At 67.7% G+C, this 15,671-nt stretch carries 13 protein-coding genes; 8 read left to right on the forward strand and 5 right to left on the reverse strand.

Going from position 1 to position 15,671, the window contains the following annotated elements:
- Positions 1 to 78 precede the first annotated feature (78 nt).
- Genes AC3WOE_RS00005 through AC3WOE_RS00015 form a run of 3 tightly spaced genes read right to left on the reverse strand, consistent with a single transcriptional unit; the run spans position 79 to position 3,133 of the window.
- Complete coding sequence (locus tag AC3WOE_RS00005; RefSeq protein ID WP_492687444.1) at positions 79 to 966, reverse strand: EamA family transporter; 888 nt, start codon at positions 964 to 966, stop codon at positions 79 to 81.
- Positions 966 to 1,787: a posphoenolpyruvate synthetase regulatory kinase/phosphorylase PpsR gene (gene ppsR / locus AC3WOE_RS00010; RefSeq protein ID WP_492687445.1), complete on the reverse strand. Its 822-nt coding sequence runs from the start codon at positions 1,785 to 1,787 to the stop codon at positions 966 to 968. The genes AC3WOE_RS00005 and ppsR overlap by 1 nt, the downstream gene beginning before the upstream one ends.
- Before the next feature lie 47 nt (positions 1,788 to 1,834).
- Entirely contained in the window at positions 1,835 to 3,133 is a 1,299-nt protein-coding gene (locus AC3WOE_RS00015; RefSeq protein ID WP_492687446.1) for an HD-GYP domain-containing protein, read from the reverse strand.
- A 310-nt stretch (positions 3,134 to 3,443) separates the two neighbouring features.
- On the opposite strand from AC3WOE_RS00015, the gene ppsA reads away from it, so the two are divergent.
- The 7 genes from ppsA (at position 3,444) to dnaB (ending at position 11,206) form a co-directional block, all read left to right on the forward strand.
- Positions 3,444 to 5,840, forward strand: a complete 2,397-nt coding sequence (gene ppsA, locus AC3WOE_RS00020) for a phosphoenolpyruvate synthase (RefSeq protein WP_492687447.1) — start codon at positions 3,444 to 3,446, stop codon at positions 5,838 to 5,840.
- A gap of 64 nt (positions 5,841 to 5,904) precedes the next feature.
- Positions 5,905 to 7,971 (forward strand): sodium:solute symporter family protein, encoded by a 2,067-nt coding sequence (locus AC3WOE_RS00025; RefSeq protein ID WP_492687448.1) that lies wholly within the window; start codon positions 5,905 to 5,907, stop codon positions 7,969 to 7,971.
- Positions 7,972 to 8,118: 147 nt separating this feature from the next.
- Complete coding sequence (gene rpsF, locus AC3WOE_RS00030; RefSeq protein WP_492687449.1) at positions 8,119 to 8,481, forward strand: 30S ribosomal protein S6; 363 nt, start codon at positions 8,119 to 8,121, stop codon at positions 8,479 to 8,481.
- A 51-nt stretch (positions 8,482 to 8,532) separates the two neighbouring features.
- Positions 8,533 to 8,826 carry a primosomal replication protein N gene (gene priB / locus AC3WOE_RS00035; protein ID WP_492687450.1) on the forward strand — a complete coding sequence of 98 codons (294 nt, stop codon included), beginning with the start codon at positions 8,533 to 8,535 and terminating at the stop codon, positions 8,824 to 8,826.
- A gap of 44 nt (positions 8,827 to 8,870) precedes the next feature.
- A complete protein-coding gene (gene rpsR / locus AC3WOE_RS00040) occupies positions 8,871 to 9,161 on the forward strand; it encodes a 30S ribosomal protein S18 (protein WP_119045494.1) in 291 nt (96 codons plus the stop codon).
- 12 nt (positions 9,162 to 9,173) lie between these two features.
- Positions 9,174 to 9,626 carry a 50S ribosomal protein L9 gene (gene rplI, locus AC3WOE_RS00045; RefSeq protein ID WP_492687451.1) on the forward strand — a complete coding sequence of 151 codons (453 nt, stop codon included), beginning with the start codon at positions 9,174 to 9,176 and terminating at the stop codon, positions 9,624 to 9,626.
- 155 nt (positions 9,627 to 9,781) lie between these two features.
- Positions 9,782 to 11,206, forward strand: a complete 1,425-nt coding sequence (dnaB, locus tag AC3WOE_RS00050) for a replicative DNA helicase (protein WP_492687452.1) — start codon at positions 9,782 to 9,784, stop codon at positions 11,204 to 11,206.
- 179 nt (positions 11,207 to 11,385) lie between these two features.
- On the opposite strand, the gene AC3WOE_RS00055 is transcribed toward dnaB, so the two are convergent.
- Entirely contained in the window at positions 11,386 to 12,666 is a 1,281-nt protein-coding gene (locus AC3WOE_RS00055) for an MFS transporter (RefSeq protein ID WP_492687453.1), read from the reverse strand.
- A gap of 193 nt (positions 12,667 to 12,859) precedes the next feature.
- Between AC3WOE_RS00055 and AC3WOE_RS00060 the strand changes: the two genes are divergently transcribed.
- Positions 12,860 to 13,984 (forward strand): PA0069 family radical SAM protein, encoded by a 1,125-nt coding sequence (locus AC3WOE_RS00060; RefSeq protein WP_492687454.1) that lies wholly within the window; start codon positions 12,860 to 12,862, stop codon positions 13,982 to 13,984.
- Here AC3WOE_RS00060 and AC3WOE_RS00065 read toward each other — a convergent pair.
- Positions 13,981 to 15,666: a phosphoethanolamine transferase gene (locus AC3WOE_RS00065; protein ID WP_492687455.1), complete on the reverse strand. Its 1,686-nt coding sequence runs from the start codon at positions 15,664 to 15,666 to the stop codon at positions 13,981 to 13,983. The genes AC3WOE_RS00060 and AC3WOE_RS00065 overlap by 4 nt on opposite strands.
- Positions 15,667 to 15,671: the final 5 nt, after the last annotated feature.

Here is a 15,671-nt window from a genome sequence, read left to right on the forward strand (position 1 = left end):
GACTGGGGGTTTGGCGATTTCCAGTCTCTCAAAACCTCGCCGGGTGAACACCCGCAACAACCTATTGAACCTTCACACCTAGACGGCCAGTGCGATGACCCCGGCGCCGATCAGCGCCGCACCGGCGATGCGCCAGCCGCGCTCGCTCTCGCCCAGCAGCTGCCCACCGAGCAGGGCCGCGAACAGCATCGACACCTCGCGCGCCGGCGCCACGCGCGACAGCGGCGCCTCGCGCATGGCCAGCAGCACCAGGATGTAGGCCAGCGGCCCCAGGCCGGCCACGGCGAGCACGCCCTTCCACGAGCGCTTCAACTCGGGCCAGAAGCTTTGCGGCTGGCGCAGCAGCGTGGGCAGTTGCAGCGGCACGCGCAGCACATTGCCAAAGTAGTCCAGCATCAGCGGCGACACGGCCAGCACCTTGACCGCATAGCCGTCCAGCACCGTGTAGCCGGCGATCAGCGTGCCGGTGGCCGCGCCCCAGTAGACGCCGTGGCGGCGGCGTATCTGTGCCGTCGCTTCATGGTCCACGACGCCGCGGCCGATGAGGCGCGGGCCCAGGGTGATCAGCAGGATGCCGCCGACGACGCCCGCCAGGCCCAGCGCGCCGTAGACGCCCAGGTGCTCGCCCAGCAGCACGACGGCTGCGAGGGCCGACAGGAAGGGCCCGCTGCCACGGGCTACCGGGTAGACGACGGTCAGGTCGCTGGCCCTGTAGCCGGCGATCAGGCAGTTGAAGTAGCCGAGGTGGACGACGGCGCTGGCCGCCACAAAGCCCCAGGCCAGCCACGACCAGCGCGGCAGTTCGTCCAGTCCCACCCACAACACGGCGGGCAGCCACAGCACGCAGACGCCGAGGGCGCAGCTGAAGACGAAATGCGTGCCGCCGCCCCAGCGCTTGGCGGCGAGGTTCCAGATGGCGTGGAGGAGGGCGGCGGTGAGGACGAGGAGGAGGGCGTGGACCGGCATCAGTACATCAAACGGTCGGGCCGGATGTCGCGCAGGATGGTGGTCGCGATCTCTTCGATGGACTTGTGCGTGGACGACAGCCAGGATATGCCGTCGCGCTTCATCATGGCCTCGGCCTCGTTGACTTCGTAGCGGCAGTTCAGCAGGTCGGCGTATTTGCTGCCGGGCCGGCGCTCGTTGCGGATGGAGGCCAGGCGCTCGGGGTCGATGGTCAGGCCGAAGCATTTGCGCTTGTGCGGCAGCAGCGGCGCGGGCAGCTTGCGGCGCTCGAAGTCCTCGGGAATCAGCGGGTAGTTGGCGGCCTTGATGCCGTGCTGCATGGCGAGGTAGAGCGAGGTCGGCGTCTTGCCCGAGCGCGACACGCCGACGAGGATGACGTCGGCCACGTCGAGGTTGCGGGCGGACTGGCCGTCGTCGTGGGCCAGCGAGAAGTTGATGGCCTCGATGCGGTCGTGGTACTCCTTGCTCTCGGCCACGTCCGAGAAGCGGCCCACGCGGTGGTTGCTCTTGATGCCGAATTCGTCCTCCAGCGGCTCGATGAAGGTGCCGAACATGTCCATCACGCGGCCCTGGCAGTGCTCGCGCACCACCTTGAGCACGTCGCGGTCCACCAGCGTGGCGAACACGATGGGGCGCTGGCCTTCGCGGACCGCGGCCTCGTTGATCTCGGCGACGACGGCATGGGCCTTGTCGGCCGAGTCGATGAAGGGCCGGCGCACATGGCGGGCCTTGATGGAGAACTGGGCCAGGATGGAGTTGCCAAAGGTCTCGGCGGTGATGCCGGTGCCGTCAGAGACGAAGTAGACGGTTCGGGCATTCATGGCGGCATTCCATCGAGTTACGGCGCGGCCATGATAGCGACGGGCCTCTAGCCTTCGCCTTTGAGCTTGGCGATCAGCTCGCGCATGACGGCGCTTTCCTCGGCCGGCAGCAGGCCGGCGCGCAGCAGGGACTCGCGCTCCAGCTCGCGCAGCCGCCATTCCAGCTCACCCACCACCGTCATCAGCTCGACCTGCAGCTCCGCGTCGCGCTGCTCCGACAGCACGGCCACGAGGGCATCGGGGTCGTGGGCGTCCAGGCCCGTGCTGGAGAAGGCCGTCTGGATGCGCAGCAGGCGCTGCAGGCCGGCCTGCAGCACCGCCTTGAGCCCCGGGCGCGCGGCGGCGATGCGGTCCTCGATCCACGGTCGGGCTTCGCGAAACCGTTTGAGCATGGCCGCGATGTTGACGACGCGCGGGATGGCCATTTCCAGTGGCTGGGGCTCGACGGGCTTGGCGGCCGGAGTCTGGTCGGCCTGGGCCGCGGCCGTGATGGCCTCGGTCAGCTCGCGGCTGAATTCGCCGGGGATGAGTTTGGTGGCGACGCTGGCCCGCGTCAGCGGCGTCACGCCCGTCTCGATGAGGGCCATCAACCATTCCGCAGCCGCCAGGATCTGGCCCGCCAGGGGCAGGGCGGCACCCTGCACGCCGCGCGGGTAGCCGAAGCCGTCCAGGCGCTCGTGGTGGTGCAGCACGGCGCTGGCGACCTCCTTGCCGGCGCCCGGCATGCCGCGCAGCACGCGCTCACCGACGACGGGATGGGAGGCCACATGCCGCCATTCCTGCGGCCCCAGCGGCGTCCCGGGGCGCATGTACTGCGGGTCGATGTAGAGCTCGCCCACGTCGTGCAGCAGGCCGGCCAGGGCCAGCCTCTTGTGCTGTTCGGTCTCGCCGGGCAGCAGGCGCCGCGCCAGGGCCAGGGCCAGCATGGCGACGCCGACGGTGTGCTTGAGGCGGTCGCCCTGGTATTCGGCATACACCGTCAGCAGCGACTGCACCGGCGCGCTCAGCTTGAGCGTGGCCAGCGTGGCCGGCGCACTGGGATAGAGGTCGTGGGCGCAGAGGGCGCGCAGCAGCGGGTGCTGCTCGAACAGGGCCTGACCCAGCGGGCCGAAGCTCTCCGGCATGACGCCGTCGACGACCTGGATGCAGTCCTCGAGCGGCTTCTGCAGCTTGTGCATCAGCAGCCGGTCCCGCACCTTGTCATTGATCTTGGCGCCCTTGGCCAGCAGCTTGATGCCGTTCTGACTGACGATGTCTTCCCCCGCCTCGACGGAGCGGGACTCCCCGGTCTGGATCACATGATCCAGGTAGTGCGGGTTGACGTCGGGTGCGGATTCGGTCGTCACGCGGGGCATTGTGCACAGCCTCGGCCGCCGAAACCTGATGTGCATCAGCTGGCTGACAACGATTTCACGACACCCCGAAAGAGGGGGCGTTGCGAGATGGCCGGACTTATTGCACGGCCTTCTTTCGTACCCAGGTGAAACCCGGAGCCTAGAATCCGCCGCAATTCCTCGCGATCAGCCCCATGCGCCGCCCCATCCTCCGAGAAGAATCCAGAAATGGATGGAGCCGCGCCTGCCTCGAGCACATTGGCTCGGCCCCGGGCGCGGACGACGCGACGACACCGGTTTTTCAACCTCCCGGAGTTTTCCCATGTCCACCCTGTTCGAGGCGACCGCCCTGGTCGTACCGTTTGAGAACCTGAGGATGAGCGATGTCGAGGCAGTTGGCGGCAAGAACGCCAGCCTCGGCGAAATGATCTCGCAGCTCGCCGCCAGCGGCGTGCGCGTCCCCGGAGGCTTCGCCACCACGGCGCATGCCTTCCGGCAGTTCCTCAAGCACGAGGGTCTGGACGCGCGCATCGCGGCGCGCCTGAGCACGCTCAACACCGACGACGTCCGCGCCCTGGCCGAGGCCGGTGCCGAGATCCGCGGCTGGATCGAGAACCAGCCCTTCCCGGCCGACCTGGAAGCCGGCGTGCGCTCGTCCTTCGAGCAGTTGACGGCCGACAACCCGGGGGTGTCCTTCGCCGTGCGTTCGTCCGCCACGGCCGAAGACCTGCCTGACGCCTCCTTCGCCGGTCAGCAAGAGACCTTTCTGAATGTCGTCGGCATCGACGAGGTGCTGCACAAGATGCGCGAGGTGTTCGCCTCGCTCTACAACGACCGCGCCATCAGCTACCGCGTCCACAAGGGCTTCGCCCACAACGATGTGGCCCTGTCGGCCGGCGTGCAGCGCATGGTGCGCAGCGACCTCGGTTCGGCCGGCGTCATGTTCACCATCGACACCGAGAGCGGCTTTCAGGACGTTGTCTTCATCACCTCCAGCTACGGCCTGGGCGAGACGGTGGTGCAGGGCGCCGTGAACCCGGACGAGTTCTACGTCCACAAGCCGGCGCTGAAGAACGGCAAGCTGGCCATCATCCGCCGCAACCTGGGCTCCAAGCTGATCCGCATGGAGTTCGCGACGCCGGAGGAGAAGGCGGCGTCCGGCAAGCTGGTCAAGACGGTGGACGTGGTGCCCGAACACCGCAACCGCTACTCGCTGAACGACGCCGAGGTCACCGAGCTGGCCCAGTACGCCATGATCATCGAGCAGCACTACGGCCGCGCGATGGACATCGAATGGGGCCGTGACGGCGTCGACGGCAAGCTCTACATCCTGCAGGCCCGCCCGGAGACGGTGAAGAGCCAGGTCGCTGGCCAGGTCGAGCACCACTACAAGCTCAAGGCCCACAGCGCCGTGCTGGCCGAGGGCCGCGCCATCGGCCAGAAGATCGGCACCGGCCCGGTCCGCCTCGTCGACAGCGTCGCCGAGATGGAGCGCGTGCAGCCGGGCGACGTCCTCGTCACCGACATGACCGACCCGAACTGGGAACCGGTCATGAAGCGCGCCAGCGCCATCGTCACCAACCGCGGCGGCCGCACCTGCCACGCGGCCATCATTGCGCGTGAACTGGGCATTCCGGCCGTCGTCGGCTGCGGCGACGCGACGACCAAGCTCAAGGACGGCCAGCTCGTCACCGTGGCCTGCTCGGAAGGCGACACCGGCTACATCTACGACGGCCTGCTGGAGACCGAGGTCAGCGAGGTGCACCGCGGCGAACTGCCGTACTGCCCCATCAAGATCATGATGAACGTCGGCAACCCGCAGCTGGCTTTCAACTTCGCGCAGATGCCCTCGGGCGGCGTGGGCCTGGCCCGCCTCGAGTTCATCATCAACAACAACATCGGCGTCCACCCCAAGGCCATCCTGGACTATCCGAACATCGACGCCGACCTGAAGAAGGCCGTCGAGTCGGTGGCCCGCGGCCATGCCTCGCCGCGCGCCTTCTACGTGGACAAGCTGGCCGAAGGCATCGCGACGATTGCCGCCGCCTTCTTCCCGCGTCCGGTCATCGTGCGCCTGTCGGACTTCAAGTCCAACGAGTACCGCAAGCTCATCGGCGGCAGCCGCTACGAGCCGGACGAAGAGAACCCCATGCTCGGCTTCCGCGGCGCTTCCCGCTACATCAGCGGCGAGTTCCAGGACGCCTTCGCGATGGAGTGCGAGGCTCTCAAGCGAGTGCGCAAGGAGATGGGCCTGACCAACATCGAGATCATGGTGCCCTTCGTGCGCACCGTGAAGCAGGCCGAGAAGGTCGTGACGATGCTGGCCGAGAAGGGTCTCAAGCGCGGCGTCGACGGCCTGCGCGTCATCATGATGTGCGAGGTGCCGAGCAATGCCATCCTGGCCGAGCAGTTCCTGGAGCATTTCGACGGCATGTCCATCGGCTCCAACGACCTGACGCAGCTCACACTCGGCCTGGACCGCGACTCGGGCCTGGAGCAACTGGCCGGCGATTTCGACGAGCGTGACCCGGCCGTCAAGGCCATGATCTCGCGCGCCATCCGCGCCTGCCGCGCCACCGGCAAATACATCGGCATCTGTGGCCAGGGCCCCAGCGACCACCCCGACTTCGCCGACTGGCTGGCCGAGGAAGGCATCGTGTCGATCTCGCTGAACCCCGACACGGTGATCGAGACCTGGCAGCGCCTGGCCGCCAAGTAAGCCTTCGCGATTCAAGATCGGCCCGGGTTCTCCGCAGGGGAACCCGGGCTTTTTGTTGCCGATGATGGCGACCGTGTCCGCCCGCCTTCTCCACCGCCGCTACGCCCTTTTCGCGCTGAGCTTCATCGCGATGGTCGTCGGCCTGGGCCTGGCCGAGAGTCGCGGCCTGCCCAAGGCGTGGATCGGCTACACCTTCCTGGGCGTGACGGTGGCCGTCTACGCCGTCATCGGCATCCTCTGCCGCACCACCGACCCGGCCGAATACTTCGTCGCCGGCCGGCGCGTGCCGCCGCTGTACAACGGCATGGCCGCGGGCGCCGACTGGATGAGCGCCGCCACCTTCATCGGCCTGGCCGGCACCCTCTACGCCAGCGGCTACGCGGGCCTGGCCTATGTGCTGGGCTGGACGGGCGGCTTCGTGCTGGTGGCCCTGTGCATCGCGCCCTATCTGCGCCGCTTCGGGCAGTTCACCCTCGGCGACTTCCTGGCCGAGCGCTTCGACAGTCGCGCGCTGCGGCTGGTGGGCGCCTGCGCCGCCATCCTGGTCTCCTTCGTCTACCTGGTCGCTCAGATCTACGGCGTCGGCCTGATCACGACGCGGCTGACGGGTCTGGGCTTCGAGGTCGGCGTCTTCGTCGGCCTGGGCGGTGTGCTGGTCTGCTCCTTCCTGGGCGGCATGCGGGCCGTCACCTGGACCCAGGTGGCCCAGTACCTCATCATGATCCTGGCCTATCTGGTGCCGGTCATCTGGCTCAGCGTCAAGCAGACCGGCTGGCCGCTGCCCCAACTGGTCTACGGCCAGCAGCTGCACCAGTTGGCCGAGCGCGAGCGCGAGCTGATGCGCGATCCGGGCGAACTGCAGGTGCGCGCCATCCATCAGCAGCGCGCCGATGAGGCCGCGGCCCGCCTGGCCAACGTGCCCCAGGCCCTGGCCGACGAGCAGGCGAGGGCGGCTGCCCAGGTCGCCGCGCTGAAGGCCCAGGACGCACCGCTGGCCCGCATCCAGGCCGCCGAGAAGCAGCGCGCCGCCCTGCCGCGCACGCCGCCCGAGGCCGAGGAGCGCTGGCGGCGCGAGCAGGTCAGCGAGGCCCAGCTGGCCCAGCCGCTGTCCGGCCTCGTGCCCCATACGCAACCCTTTGCCGGCAACCCCGACGGTAGCCCACCGGAGCGCGAGCAGGCCAGCGCGGCGCGGCGCAATTTCATTGCCCTGGCCCTGTGCCTGATGGTCGGCACGGCCGGCCTGCCCCATCTGCTGACGCGCTACTACACGACCACTTCCGTCAGCACGGCGCGCCAGTCGGTCGCCTGGTCCCTGGTCTTCATCTGCCTGCTTTATCTGACGGCGCCGGCCCTGGCCGTGATGGTCAAGACCGAGGTCTTCAACAGCCTGGTAGGGACCTCCTTCGACCAGTTGCCGGCCTGGATTCGCCAGTGGCAGCGTGTCGACCCGACCTTGCTCTCGGCGGTGGACCTGAATGGCGACGGCAAGTTGCAACTGGGCGAGCTGCGCCTGCATCCCGACCTGGTCATGCTGGTCATGCCCGAACTGGGCGGCCTGCCCTATGTCATCTCCGGCATGGTGGCTGCCGGCGGCCTGGCGGCGGCCCTGTCCACGGCGGACGGCCTGCTGCTGGCCATTTCCAGCGCCCTGTCCCACGACCTCTACTACAAGGCCATCAACCCCGACGCCTCGCGCACGCGGCGCGTCACGTTGTCCAAGGCCCTGCTGCTGGCGGCGGCCCTGGCGGCCGCGGCGGTGGCGTCCAGCCGGCCGGCCGACATTCTGGCCGTTGTCACGGCGGCCTTTTCCATTGCCGGCTCGACCTTCTTCCCGGCCCTGGTCGCCGGCGTGTTCTGGCGCCGCGCCAACCGCGCCGGCGCATTGGCCGGCATGCTGACCGGCCTGGTCATCTGCCTCGGCTATCTCGTCATCGCCCACCCCGGCGCTCGGGCCTTGATCGGCTTGCCAGGCCCGGCGACGCTGATCTGGGACATCCAGCCCGCCTCCGCGGGCCTTTTCGGCGTGCCGGCCGGGGCCTTGGTCCTGGCCCTGGTCAGCTTGCTGACCGCCGCGCCAAGTCAGCGCGACCGTGACTTCGTCGATGGATTGCGCAGTCGCCCCAGGGCCTGACTTTGGACGCTGATTTGGCCGTTCCCGCCTTCCAGGCTAGAATCCTTGGTTCCCCCTTGCCGCACCGCGTGTAGACGCCGTGATGCGGCTTCCACAGACCGGTAGTCACTTTCGACAGCGCCGGGCTGGAATCCACAAGGAGTAAAAATGCGTCACTACGAAATCGTTCTGCTGATCCATCCGGATCAAAGCGAACAGGTTCCGGCCATGCTGGAGCGCTACAAGGGCCTGATCACCACCGGTGGTGGTGTCGTGCACCGAGTCGAGGACTGGGGCCGTCGCCAGATGGCTTACCTGATCCAGAAGCTCGCCAAGGCCCACTACCTGTGCCTGAACATCGAGTGCAGCAAGGAAATCCTGGCTGAGCTCGAGACCGGCTTCCGCTTCAACGACGCCGTGCTGCGCCACCTCACCGTGGTTCAGGACAAGGCCATCACGACCCCCTCGGTCATGATGAAGGCTGTCGAGCGCGAAGAAGCCCGCAAGGCTCCGCAACAGGAAGCGGCCTGAGCACTGCTCATCGCTAAAAGAACCAGGTTTTTCGAGCAGCGTGCTTACTGAGTGAACCAGCTTCACCTGCAGGCACAGATCCAGCAACTCGGTCTGATCCGTTACACCCCCGCCGGGCTGATGGCCCTGGACGCAAGCCTCAAGGCTGAGTCCGAAGTCATCGAAGCCGGCAAACCGCGCAAGATCTCCCTGGAGATCAAGGCGGTCGCGGTGGGCGACGTGGCCAAGCAGTTGCAGGCGCTGGGAGTCGGTGGCATCGCGATCTTTCGCGGCTTCCTGACCCACCAGCGCAACGGCCGGGGCTTCATCGCCCATGTCACCGTGATCGAACCCGCTGCTTCCTGAGACCTGGATGTATTGAATCCGGATAGATTTAACAGAGGTCCAACATGCCCCCTCTTCGTGGCAAAGGTCGCTTCTCCAAGGACAAGAAGCCCAAGCGCAACCAACAATCGTTGCTGTTCCGTCGCAAGCGTTTCTGCCGCTTCACCGTCGCCGGTGTCGAGCAGATCGACTACAAGGACATCGACACGCTGCGCGATTTCATCTCCGAAAACGGCAAGATCACGCCCGCCCGCCTGACCGGCACGCGCGCCTTCTTCCAGCGTCAGCTGACGGTGTCCATCAAGCGTGCGCGCTTCCTGGCCCTGCTGCCGTACAGCGACCAGCACAAGGTCTAAGGAGCTGACGACATGCAAGTGATCCTGCTCGAAAAAGTGGCCAACCTCGGCAACCTCGGCGACGTCGTCAAGGTCAAGGACGGTTATGCCCGCAACTTCCTGATCCCGACCAAGGCCGCCCGTCGTGCCACCGAGTCCGCGATCAAGGAATTCGAAGCCAAGCGCGCCGAACTCGAAAAGATCGCCGCCGCCAAGCTGGCCGAAGCCCAGAAGCTGGGTGAAGCCATCGCCGGCAAGACCGTCCGCATCGCCCAGAAGGCCGGCGTGGACGGCCGTCTGTTCGGCTCGGTGACCAACGCCGACGTGGCTGACGCGCTGACCAAGGGTGGCAATGCCATCGCCAAGTCGCAAGTGCGCCTGCCCAACGGTCCGCTGAAGACCGTCGGCGAGTTCCCGGTGAACGTTGCCGCCCACACCGACGTCGTCGTCGAAATCACCGTCCAGGTGGTTGCTGAAGCCGAGTAAATCTCGCTTCCCCTGATGGCGCGGTGACACTTGGTCGCCGCATCATCGAACGAAGGCCGATACCCTCAGGGTTTCGGCCTTCGGTTTTTATGGCCTGAGTTTTCCCGCGCCGCCCACCGGTTGCTCCCAATCCGTTCACAGCTTTATCCACAGGCATGTCCGCGATCTTTCCCGCTTCCTCCTCCGCCGCACCGCAAGACGATGAGGTCGCGCGGCTGCGCGTACCGCCGCACTCGGTCGAGGCCGAGCAGAGCGTGCTTGGCGGCCTGCTGATCGACAACTCGGCCTGGGACCGCGCCGCCGACCTGCTGACCGACAGCGACTTCTATCGCTTCGAGCACAAGCATGTCTACACGGCCATCGGCAAGCTCGTCAACGCCGGCAAGCCCGCCGACGTGGTGACGGTCTTCGACGAACTCACGTCCGTCGGCCGCGCCGAGGAGTGCGGTGGCCTGGCCTATCTGAACGCGCTGGCCCAGAGCGTGCCGAGTGCCGCCAATCTGCGCCGTTATGCCGAGATCGTTCGCGAGCGCGCCATCCTGCGCAAGCTGGTGTCGACATCCGACGAGATCGCCACCGCGGCAATGAACCCGCAGGGCCGCGCCGTCACGCAGATCCTGGACGAGGCCGAGGGCAAGATCTTCAAGATCGGCGAAGAAGGCTCGCGCAGCCGCCAGGGTTTCCAGAGCATGGACAACCTGGTTGTTGCGCTGATCGATCGCGTCAACGAGCTGGCTGAGGCTGGCTATCAGGACGTGACCGGCGTGCGCACCGGCTTCTACGACCTCGACAAGCAGACGGCCGGCCTGCAGCCGGGCGACCTCATCGTGCTCGCCGCGCGCCCTTCGATGGGCAAGACCGCGTTCGCGGTCAACATCGCCGAGAACGTGGCCATCAACGAAGGCCTGCCCGTCGTCATCTACTCGATGGAAATGGGCGCCGCCCAGCTCGCCCTGCGGATGGTCGGCTCCATCGGCCGCATCGACCAGAGCCATCTGCGCACCGGCCAGCTCAAGGACGACGAATGGGGCCGTCTGTCCGAAGCCGTCGACAAGCTCGGCAAGGCCGCCATCTACATTGACGAGAGCCCGGGCCTGTCGCCCAGCGAGGTGCGTGCCCGCGCGCGTCGGCAGGCACGCATCAGCGGTCAGCTCGGCCTCATCGTCATCGACTACCTGCAGCTGATGTCTGGCAGCGGCGGTGGCAGCGAGGAGAACCGCGCCACCGTGCTGGGCGAGATCTCGCGTGGCCTGAAGGCCCTGGCCAAGGAGCTGCGCTGCCCCGTCATCGCGTTGTCGCAGCTGAACCGCTCGGTGGAGCAGCGTCCCGACAAGCGGCCCATGATGTCCGACCTGCGCGAGTCCGGCGCCATCGAGCAGGATGCCGACATCATCATGTTCATCTACCGCGACGAGTACTACACCAAGGACGAGTGCAAGGAACCGGGCGTGGCGGAGATCATCATCGCCAAGCAGCGTAACGGCCCGGTGGGCACGGTGAAGCTGATGTTCCAGCGCATGCACACCAAGTTCGAGAACCTAGCGCCCGGCTATGTGGGCGTGGAGCGCGACGAGTACTGACCCGCCGTTGAAATAGAGAAGGCCCGACGCATGGCATCGGGCCTTCAGTCGTTGGCCCTTGAGCGGCCTGTTGAGGCTACAGCTCCGGCTTCCGACGATTCAACTCCAGGTGCGAGAGGGGCCGCTGGCCATCTCGTCAAGGCCGCGGGCGGGCGTAGGCCATGCCCTACGCGACGACATCAGTGCTGCAAGCCATCCCGTTTCGCCAGGGCCGGGAAAAGCTTGAACCACAGCCCGACGACGGCCAGCGTGCCCAAGCCGCCGAGCAGTACCGAGCCCACGGGACCGAGCAGGGCCGCCGTGGCGCCCGATTCGAACTCGCCGAGCTGGTTGCTCGCGCCGATGAAGACCGAGTTCACGGCACCGACGCGACCACGCATCTCGTCTGGTGTCTCGAGTTGCACCAGCGACTGGCGGATGACGACGCTGACCATGTCGGCGGCGCCGCTGACGGCCAGCACGGCGAAGGCGAGCAGGAAGGAGGTCGTCAGCGCAAAGGCGATCATGGTCAGACCGAACAGCGCCACGGCGCCGAGCAGCCAGCGGCCGGCGCGGCGCGCGATGGGATGGCGGGCCAGCCAGACGCCGACGATCACCGCGCCCAGGGCCGGCGCTGCCCGCAGCAGGCCCAGCCCTTCCGGGCCGGTGTGCAGGATGTCCCTCGCGAAGATGGGCAGCAGCGCCGTGGCGCCGCCAAGCAGCACGGCGAACAGGTCCAGCGAGATGGCGCCGAGCACGACGGGGCGCTGCCAGATGAAACGGATGCCCGCCGTCAGCTGCGCCAGATCGGGCGCGGCGCGGCGCGGCTGGACGGCGCGATGGCGGATGGTCAACACGTTGGCGATGGCCGCGAGCAGCAGCAGCAGCGACACGCTGTAGACCAGCGCCGCGCCCCAATGTGCCGCGTCGCCGGCATGGCCGAGTCCCGACGCGATGGTGGGCCCCAAGGCATAGAGGGCACCCCCCAGGGCCGGGCCGGCAATGATGGAGACCTGCATGGTCGAACTGGCCGCCGCCACGGCACGCGGCAGCAGGATGGGCGTCACCAGCATGGGCATCAGGGCCTGCTGCGATGGCATCTGCAGCGCCCGCGCACAACCCAGCAGGATGGACAGCATGAGGATGAGCCGCGGCCCCACCCAGTGCCCCGCGCTGCCCAGCGCCAGGCAGGTCGCGGCCAGGCATTGCATGCCGAGGCTTGCGGCCAGCAGCAGCCTGCGGTCGCGCTGGTCGACGAGATGACCGGCCGGCAGCGTCAGCAGCAGGGCGGGCAGGAATTGCGCGAGGCCCACCAGGCCCAGGTCCCAGGCGCTGGAGGTCAGGTCATACATCTGCCAGCCCAGGGCCACCATCAGCATCTGGTTGGCGGCGCCGCCGGTCACGCGGGCGCCCAGCAGGCGCAGATAGTCGCGTTGATCACGCAGGCGGGCCGGGGTGCCGGGATTCGCGTCGAGAGGCATGCAGGCGGGCTTGCGCGCCGGTCGGCAGGCGCAGGAGAACCAGGGGCCGGCGGATTATCCCGGCGCTTCAGGAGTCTGGCCTGCGGCGGCGGGTGCGCGTCCAGCGCTCGGCAAGCCGGGTCGAGTCGGCATGCCCGGAATCCAGCAGGGTCATGGCTTTTGCCCTTGGTCGCATACTGTATATATTTACAGTATGTCGCCCGCTCCCACCCGCATCGCCGCTGCCCAGCCGGCCCTGGTTCCGCTGGACTCCATCAAGGGCCGCGGCACGGCGACGGCCATGCCGCATCGCTTCGAGCAGCGCGAGCGCGAGCAGTACGACGACGGCTGGGGTTCGCTGGACCAGGAGGCGACCGAGGAGCACCTGCCACCGGCCACCGAGGTCATCGAGGAGCAGGCGAAGAAGATCGTCACCAGCAACCAGTCGCCCGACATCAGCTTCGACTATTCGATCAACCCGTATCGCGGTTGTGAGCATGGCTGCGTCTACTGCTTCGCGCGGCCGACGCACAGCTATCTGAACCTGTCACCGGGGTTGGACTTCGAGACCCGCATCGTGGCCAAGATCAACGCCGCCGAGCGCCTGCGCGAGACGCTGGCGGGCTCGAGGTACGAGCCGCGCTCGCTGGTGCTGGGCACGGCCACGGATGCTTACCAGCCCATCGAGCGCAAGCTCGGCATCACGCGGCGCCTCGTCGAGGTGCTGGCGGAAACGAGTCACCCCTTTTCGGTCGTCACCAAGTCCAGCGGCATCGAGCGCGAGCTGGACCTGATCGCGCCGATGGCGGCGCAGGGCCTGGTGTCGGTCTATCTGTCGATCACGACGCTGGACAACGAGCTGGCCCGCATCCTCGAGCCTCGCGCGGCGGCCCCGGCGCGGCGGCTGCGCACCATCAAGGCGCTGGCGGATGCGGGCGTGCCGGTGGGCGTCAGCGTGTCGCCCATCATTCCCTTCATCAACGAGCCCGAGCTGGAGCACATCCTGGAGGCGGCCCATGCGGCCGGTGCCAGCAGCGCCTTCAGCATTCCGATCCGCCTGCCCTGGGAGGTCAATCCGCTGTTCCAGGACTGGCTGCAGCGTCATTTCCCCGAGCGCGCCGACCGGGTCATGGCCCGCATCCGCGACATGCGCGGCGGCAAGGACAACGATGCACGCTTCGGCAAGCGGTTCACCGGCGAGGGCATCTGGGCCGACCTGCTGCGCGCGCGGCTGCGGCGGGTGGTGGTTAAGCTGGGGATGAGGACGGAGCGAAGGCCGGTGCAGCTGGCTCTATTCAAGCCGCCGCGCAAGCCTTCGGCGCAGGGCGATCTGTTCTAGCTCCGGCAACCCGCCAACAAATCCCACTCCGCCCTGTAGACATCCGCCCGCGCGCCCACCCAACCCATCACCGTATGGAAGAGGTTGTCATGCGAGGCCGGCTTGTCGCGCAGGCCGGCCAGGCAGCCGGGCTTGAGCGACTTCGCCAGGTCGCCGCCCTCGGGCGCCCACAGCACCATGGGCACATGGGTCTGCTCATCCGGCGCCATGGCGTACGGCATGCCGTGCAGATAGAGGCCGTTCTCGCCCAGGGACTCGCCGTGGTCGGAGACGTAGAGCATGCCGGTGTCGAAGCGCGTCTGCTGGGTTTGCAACCAGGCGATGGAGCGGGCCAGCAGGCGGTCGGTCGTCACCAGGGTGTTGTCATAGCCGTTGACGACCTGCTGGCGCTCGCATTCCTGCAGCAGGTTGCGCTTGCACTCGGGTTGGAAGGGTTTGAGGTCGTCCGGCGAACGCTTGAAATAGGCCGGGCCGTGGCTGCCCATCTGGTGCATGACGAGGACGAGGCCGCGCTTGAGGCGCTCGGGGTCCAGCGCGGCGATGCGCTTGTCGAGCTCATGCAGCAGGGCTTCGTCGAAGCATTCCTCTTCACCCAGTTCGTCCTTGTGGCACAGGCCTGCCGTCAGCGCCGCGGCGCCCTGGGGCAGCTTGGACGTCGGGCTGTTGGGCACGCGGTCGCACAGGCCCTTGCAGCCGCTCTGGTTGTCCAGCCACAGCACGGCCAGGCCGGCGCGCTGCAGCACGTCGAGCAGGTTCTCCTGCGGTTTGCCGGCGTCGAAATCGGCGCGGCCCTGGGGCGCGAACATGCAGGGCAGGGAGGCGGCCGTGGCCGTGCCGCAGGACGTCACCTGGCGCAGGCTCACCAGGCTGGCGCCTTGCAGCTTGGACAGCTCCGGGTTGGTCGGCCGCGCATAGCCGTTGAGGCTGAAGTTCATGGCGCGGGCGGTCTCACCGACGACGAAGAGCAGCAGCGGCGGCTTGGCGCCCTCGGCGCGCGGCAGCAGGTGCGCGTCGGCACCGATGACGACCGGCGGGCCCTTGGGACCGGAGAGGCTGCGCACGCCGACGGCGCTGACCGAATAGACGGCGTTCAGCGGCGTGACCATGTAGCGGATGGTCTTGTAGTTGCGCATCGTCGACGACAGCGTCGCGAACACGCTCAGGGCCAGCAGCACCATGGCGACGACGGCGAGGCCGAAGGCGGCGAGGTTGCCGCCCAGGCGCTTCGGGAAGCCTTGGGCCGGCGCCGCCGGCCGGCGCAGCAGCCACCAGGCGGGCAGGGCACCCAGCAACAGCAGGCTGGCCAGCAGCTTCCAGCTCAGCAGGTCGCGCGTCTCGCGCGCATCGGTCTGCAGCATGTTCACGACCATGGTGGGATCGAAGACGATGCCGTAGCTGCCGATGAAATAGGCCAGGGCACCGGCCGCCAGCAGCAGCAGCGCGATGACGCCCTTGATGAGGCGCGGCCAAGCCAGCAGGCTGAGCACGGCACCGGTCGCGGCGATCACCATGCCGGCGAAGGCGATGATGAAACCCACACCGATGCCGGGCATGGCCTGAAGCTGCTTCCACAGCGGCCAGTTGGCCAACAAGCCCATCCACAGGGCGGCCAGCCAAGCCTGGGTCAGGGGACGCGAGGTGTCGGGCTGGAACCAGGCCAGCAGGCGCTTGAGCAGAGACATCGAAG

Source organism: Roseateles sp. FW305-36, from assembly GCF_058787015.1.

Excerpts from the sequence above, each read along its gene's own strand:
- AC3WOE_RS00005 (WP_492687444.1), bottom strand. The coding sequence starts at position 966 with ATGCCGGTCCACGCCCTCCTCCTCGTCCTCACCGCCGCCCTCCTCCAC.
- ppsR (WP_492687445.1), bottom strand. The coding sequence starts at position 1,787 with ATGAATGCCCGAACCGTCTACTTCGTCTCTGACGGCACCGGCATCACC.
- ppsA (WP_492687447.1), top strand. The coding sequence starts at position 3,444 with ATGTCCACCCTGTTCGAGGCGACCGCCCTGGTCGTACCGTTTGAGAAC.
- AC3WOE_RS00025 (WP_492687448.1), top strand. The coding sequence starts at position 5,905 with ATGGCGACCGTGTCCGCCCGCCTTCTCCACCGCCGCTACGCCCTTTTC.
- rpsF (WP_492687449.1), top strand. The coding sequence starts at position 8,119 with ATGCGTCACTACGAAATCGTTCTGCTGATCCATCCGGATCAAAGCGAA.
- rpsR (WP_119045494.1), top strand. The coding sequence starts at position 8,871 with ATGCCCCCTCTTCGTGGCAAAGGTCGCTTCTCCAAGGACAAGAAGCCC.
- rplI (WP_492687451.1), top strand. The coding sequence starts at position 9,174 with ATGCAAGTGATCCTGCTCGAAAAAGTGGCCAACCTCGGCAACCTCGGC.
- dnaB (WP_492687452.1), top strand. The coding sequence starts at position 9,782 with ATGTCCGCGATCTTTCCCGCTTCCTCCTCCGCCGCACCGCAAGACGAT.
- AC3WOE_RS00055 (WP_492687453.1), bottom strand. The coding sequence starts at position 12,666 with ATGCCTCTCGACGCGAATCCCGGCACCCCGGCCCGCCTGCGTGATCAA.
- AC3WOE_RS00060 (WP_492687454.1), top strand. The coding sequence starts at position 12,860 with ATGTCGCCCGCTCCCACCCGCATCGCCGCTGCCCAGCCGGCCCTGGTT.
- AC3WOE_RS00065 (WP_492687455.1), bottom strand. The coding sequence starts at position 15,666 with ATGTCTCTGCTCAAGCGCCTGCTGGCCTGGTTCCAGCCCGACACCTCG.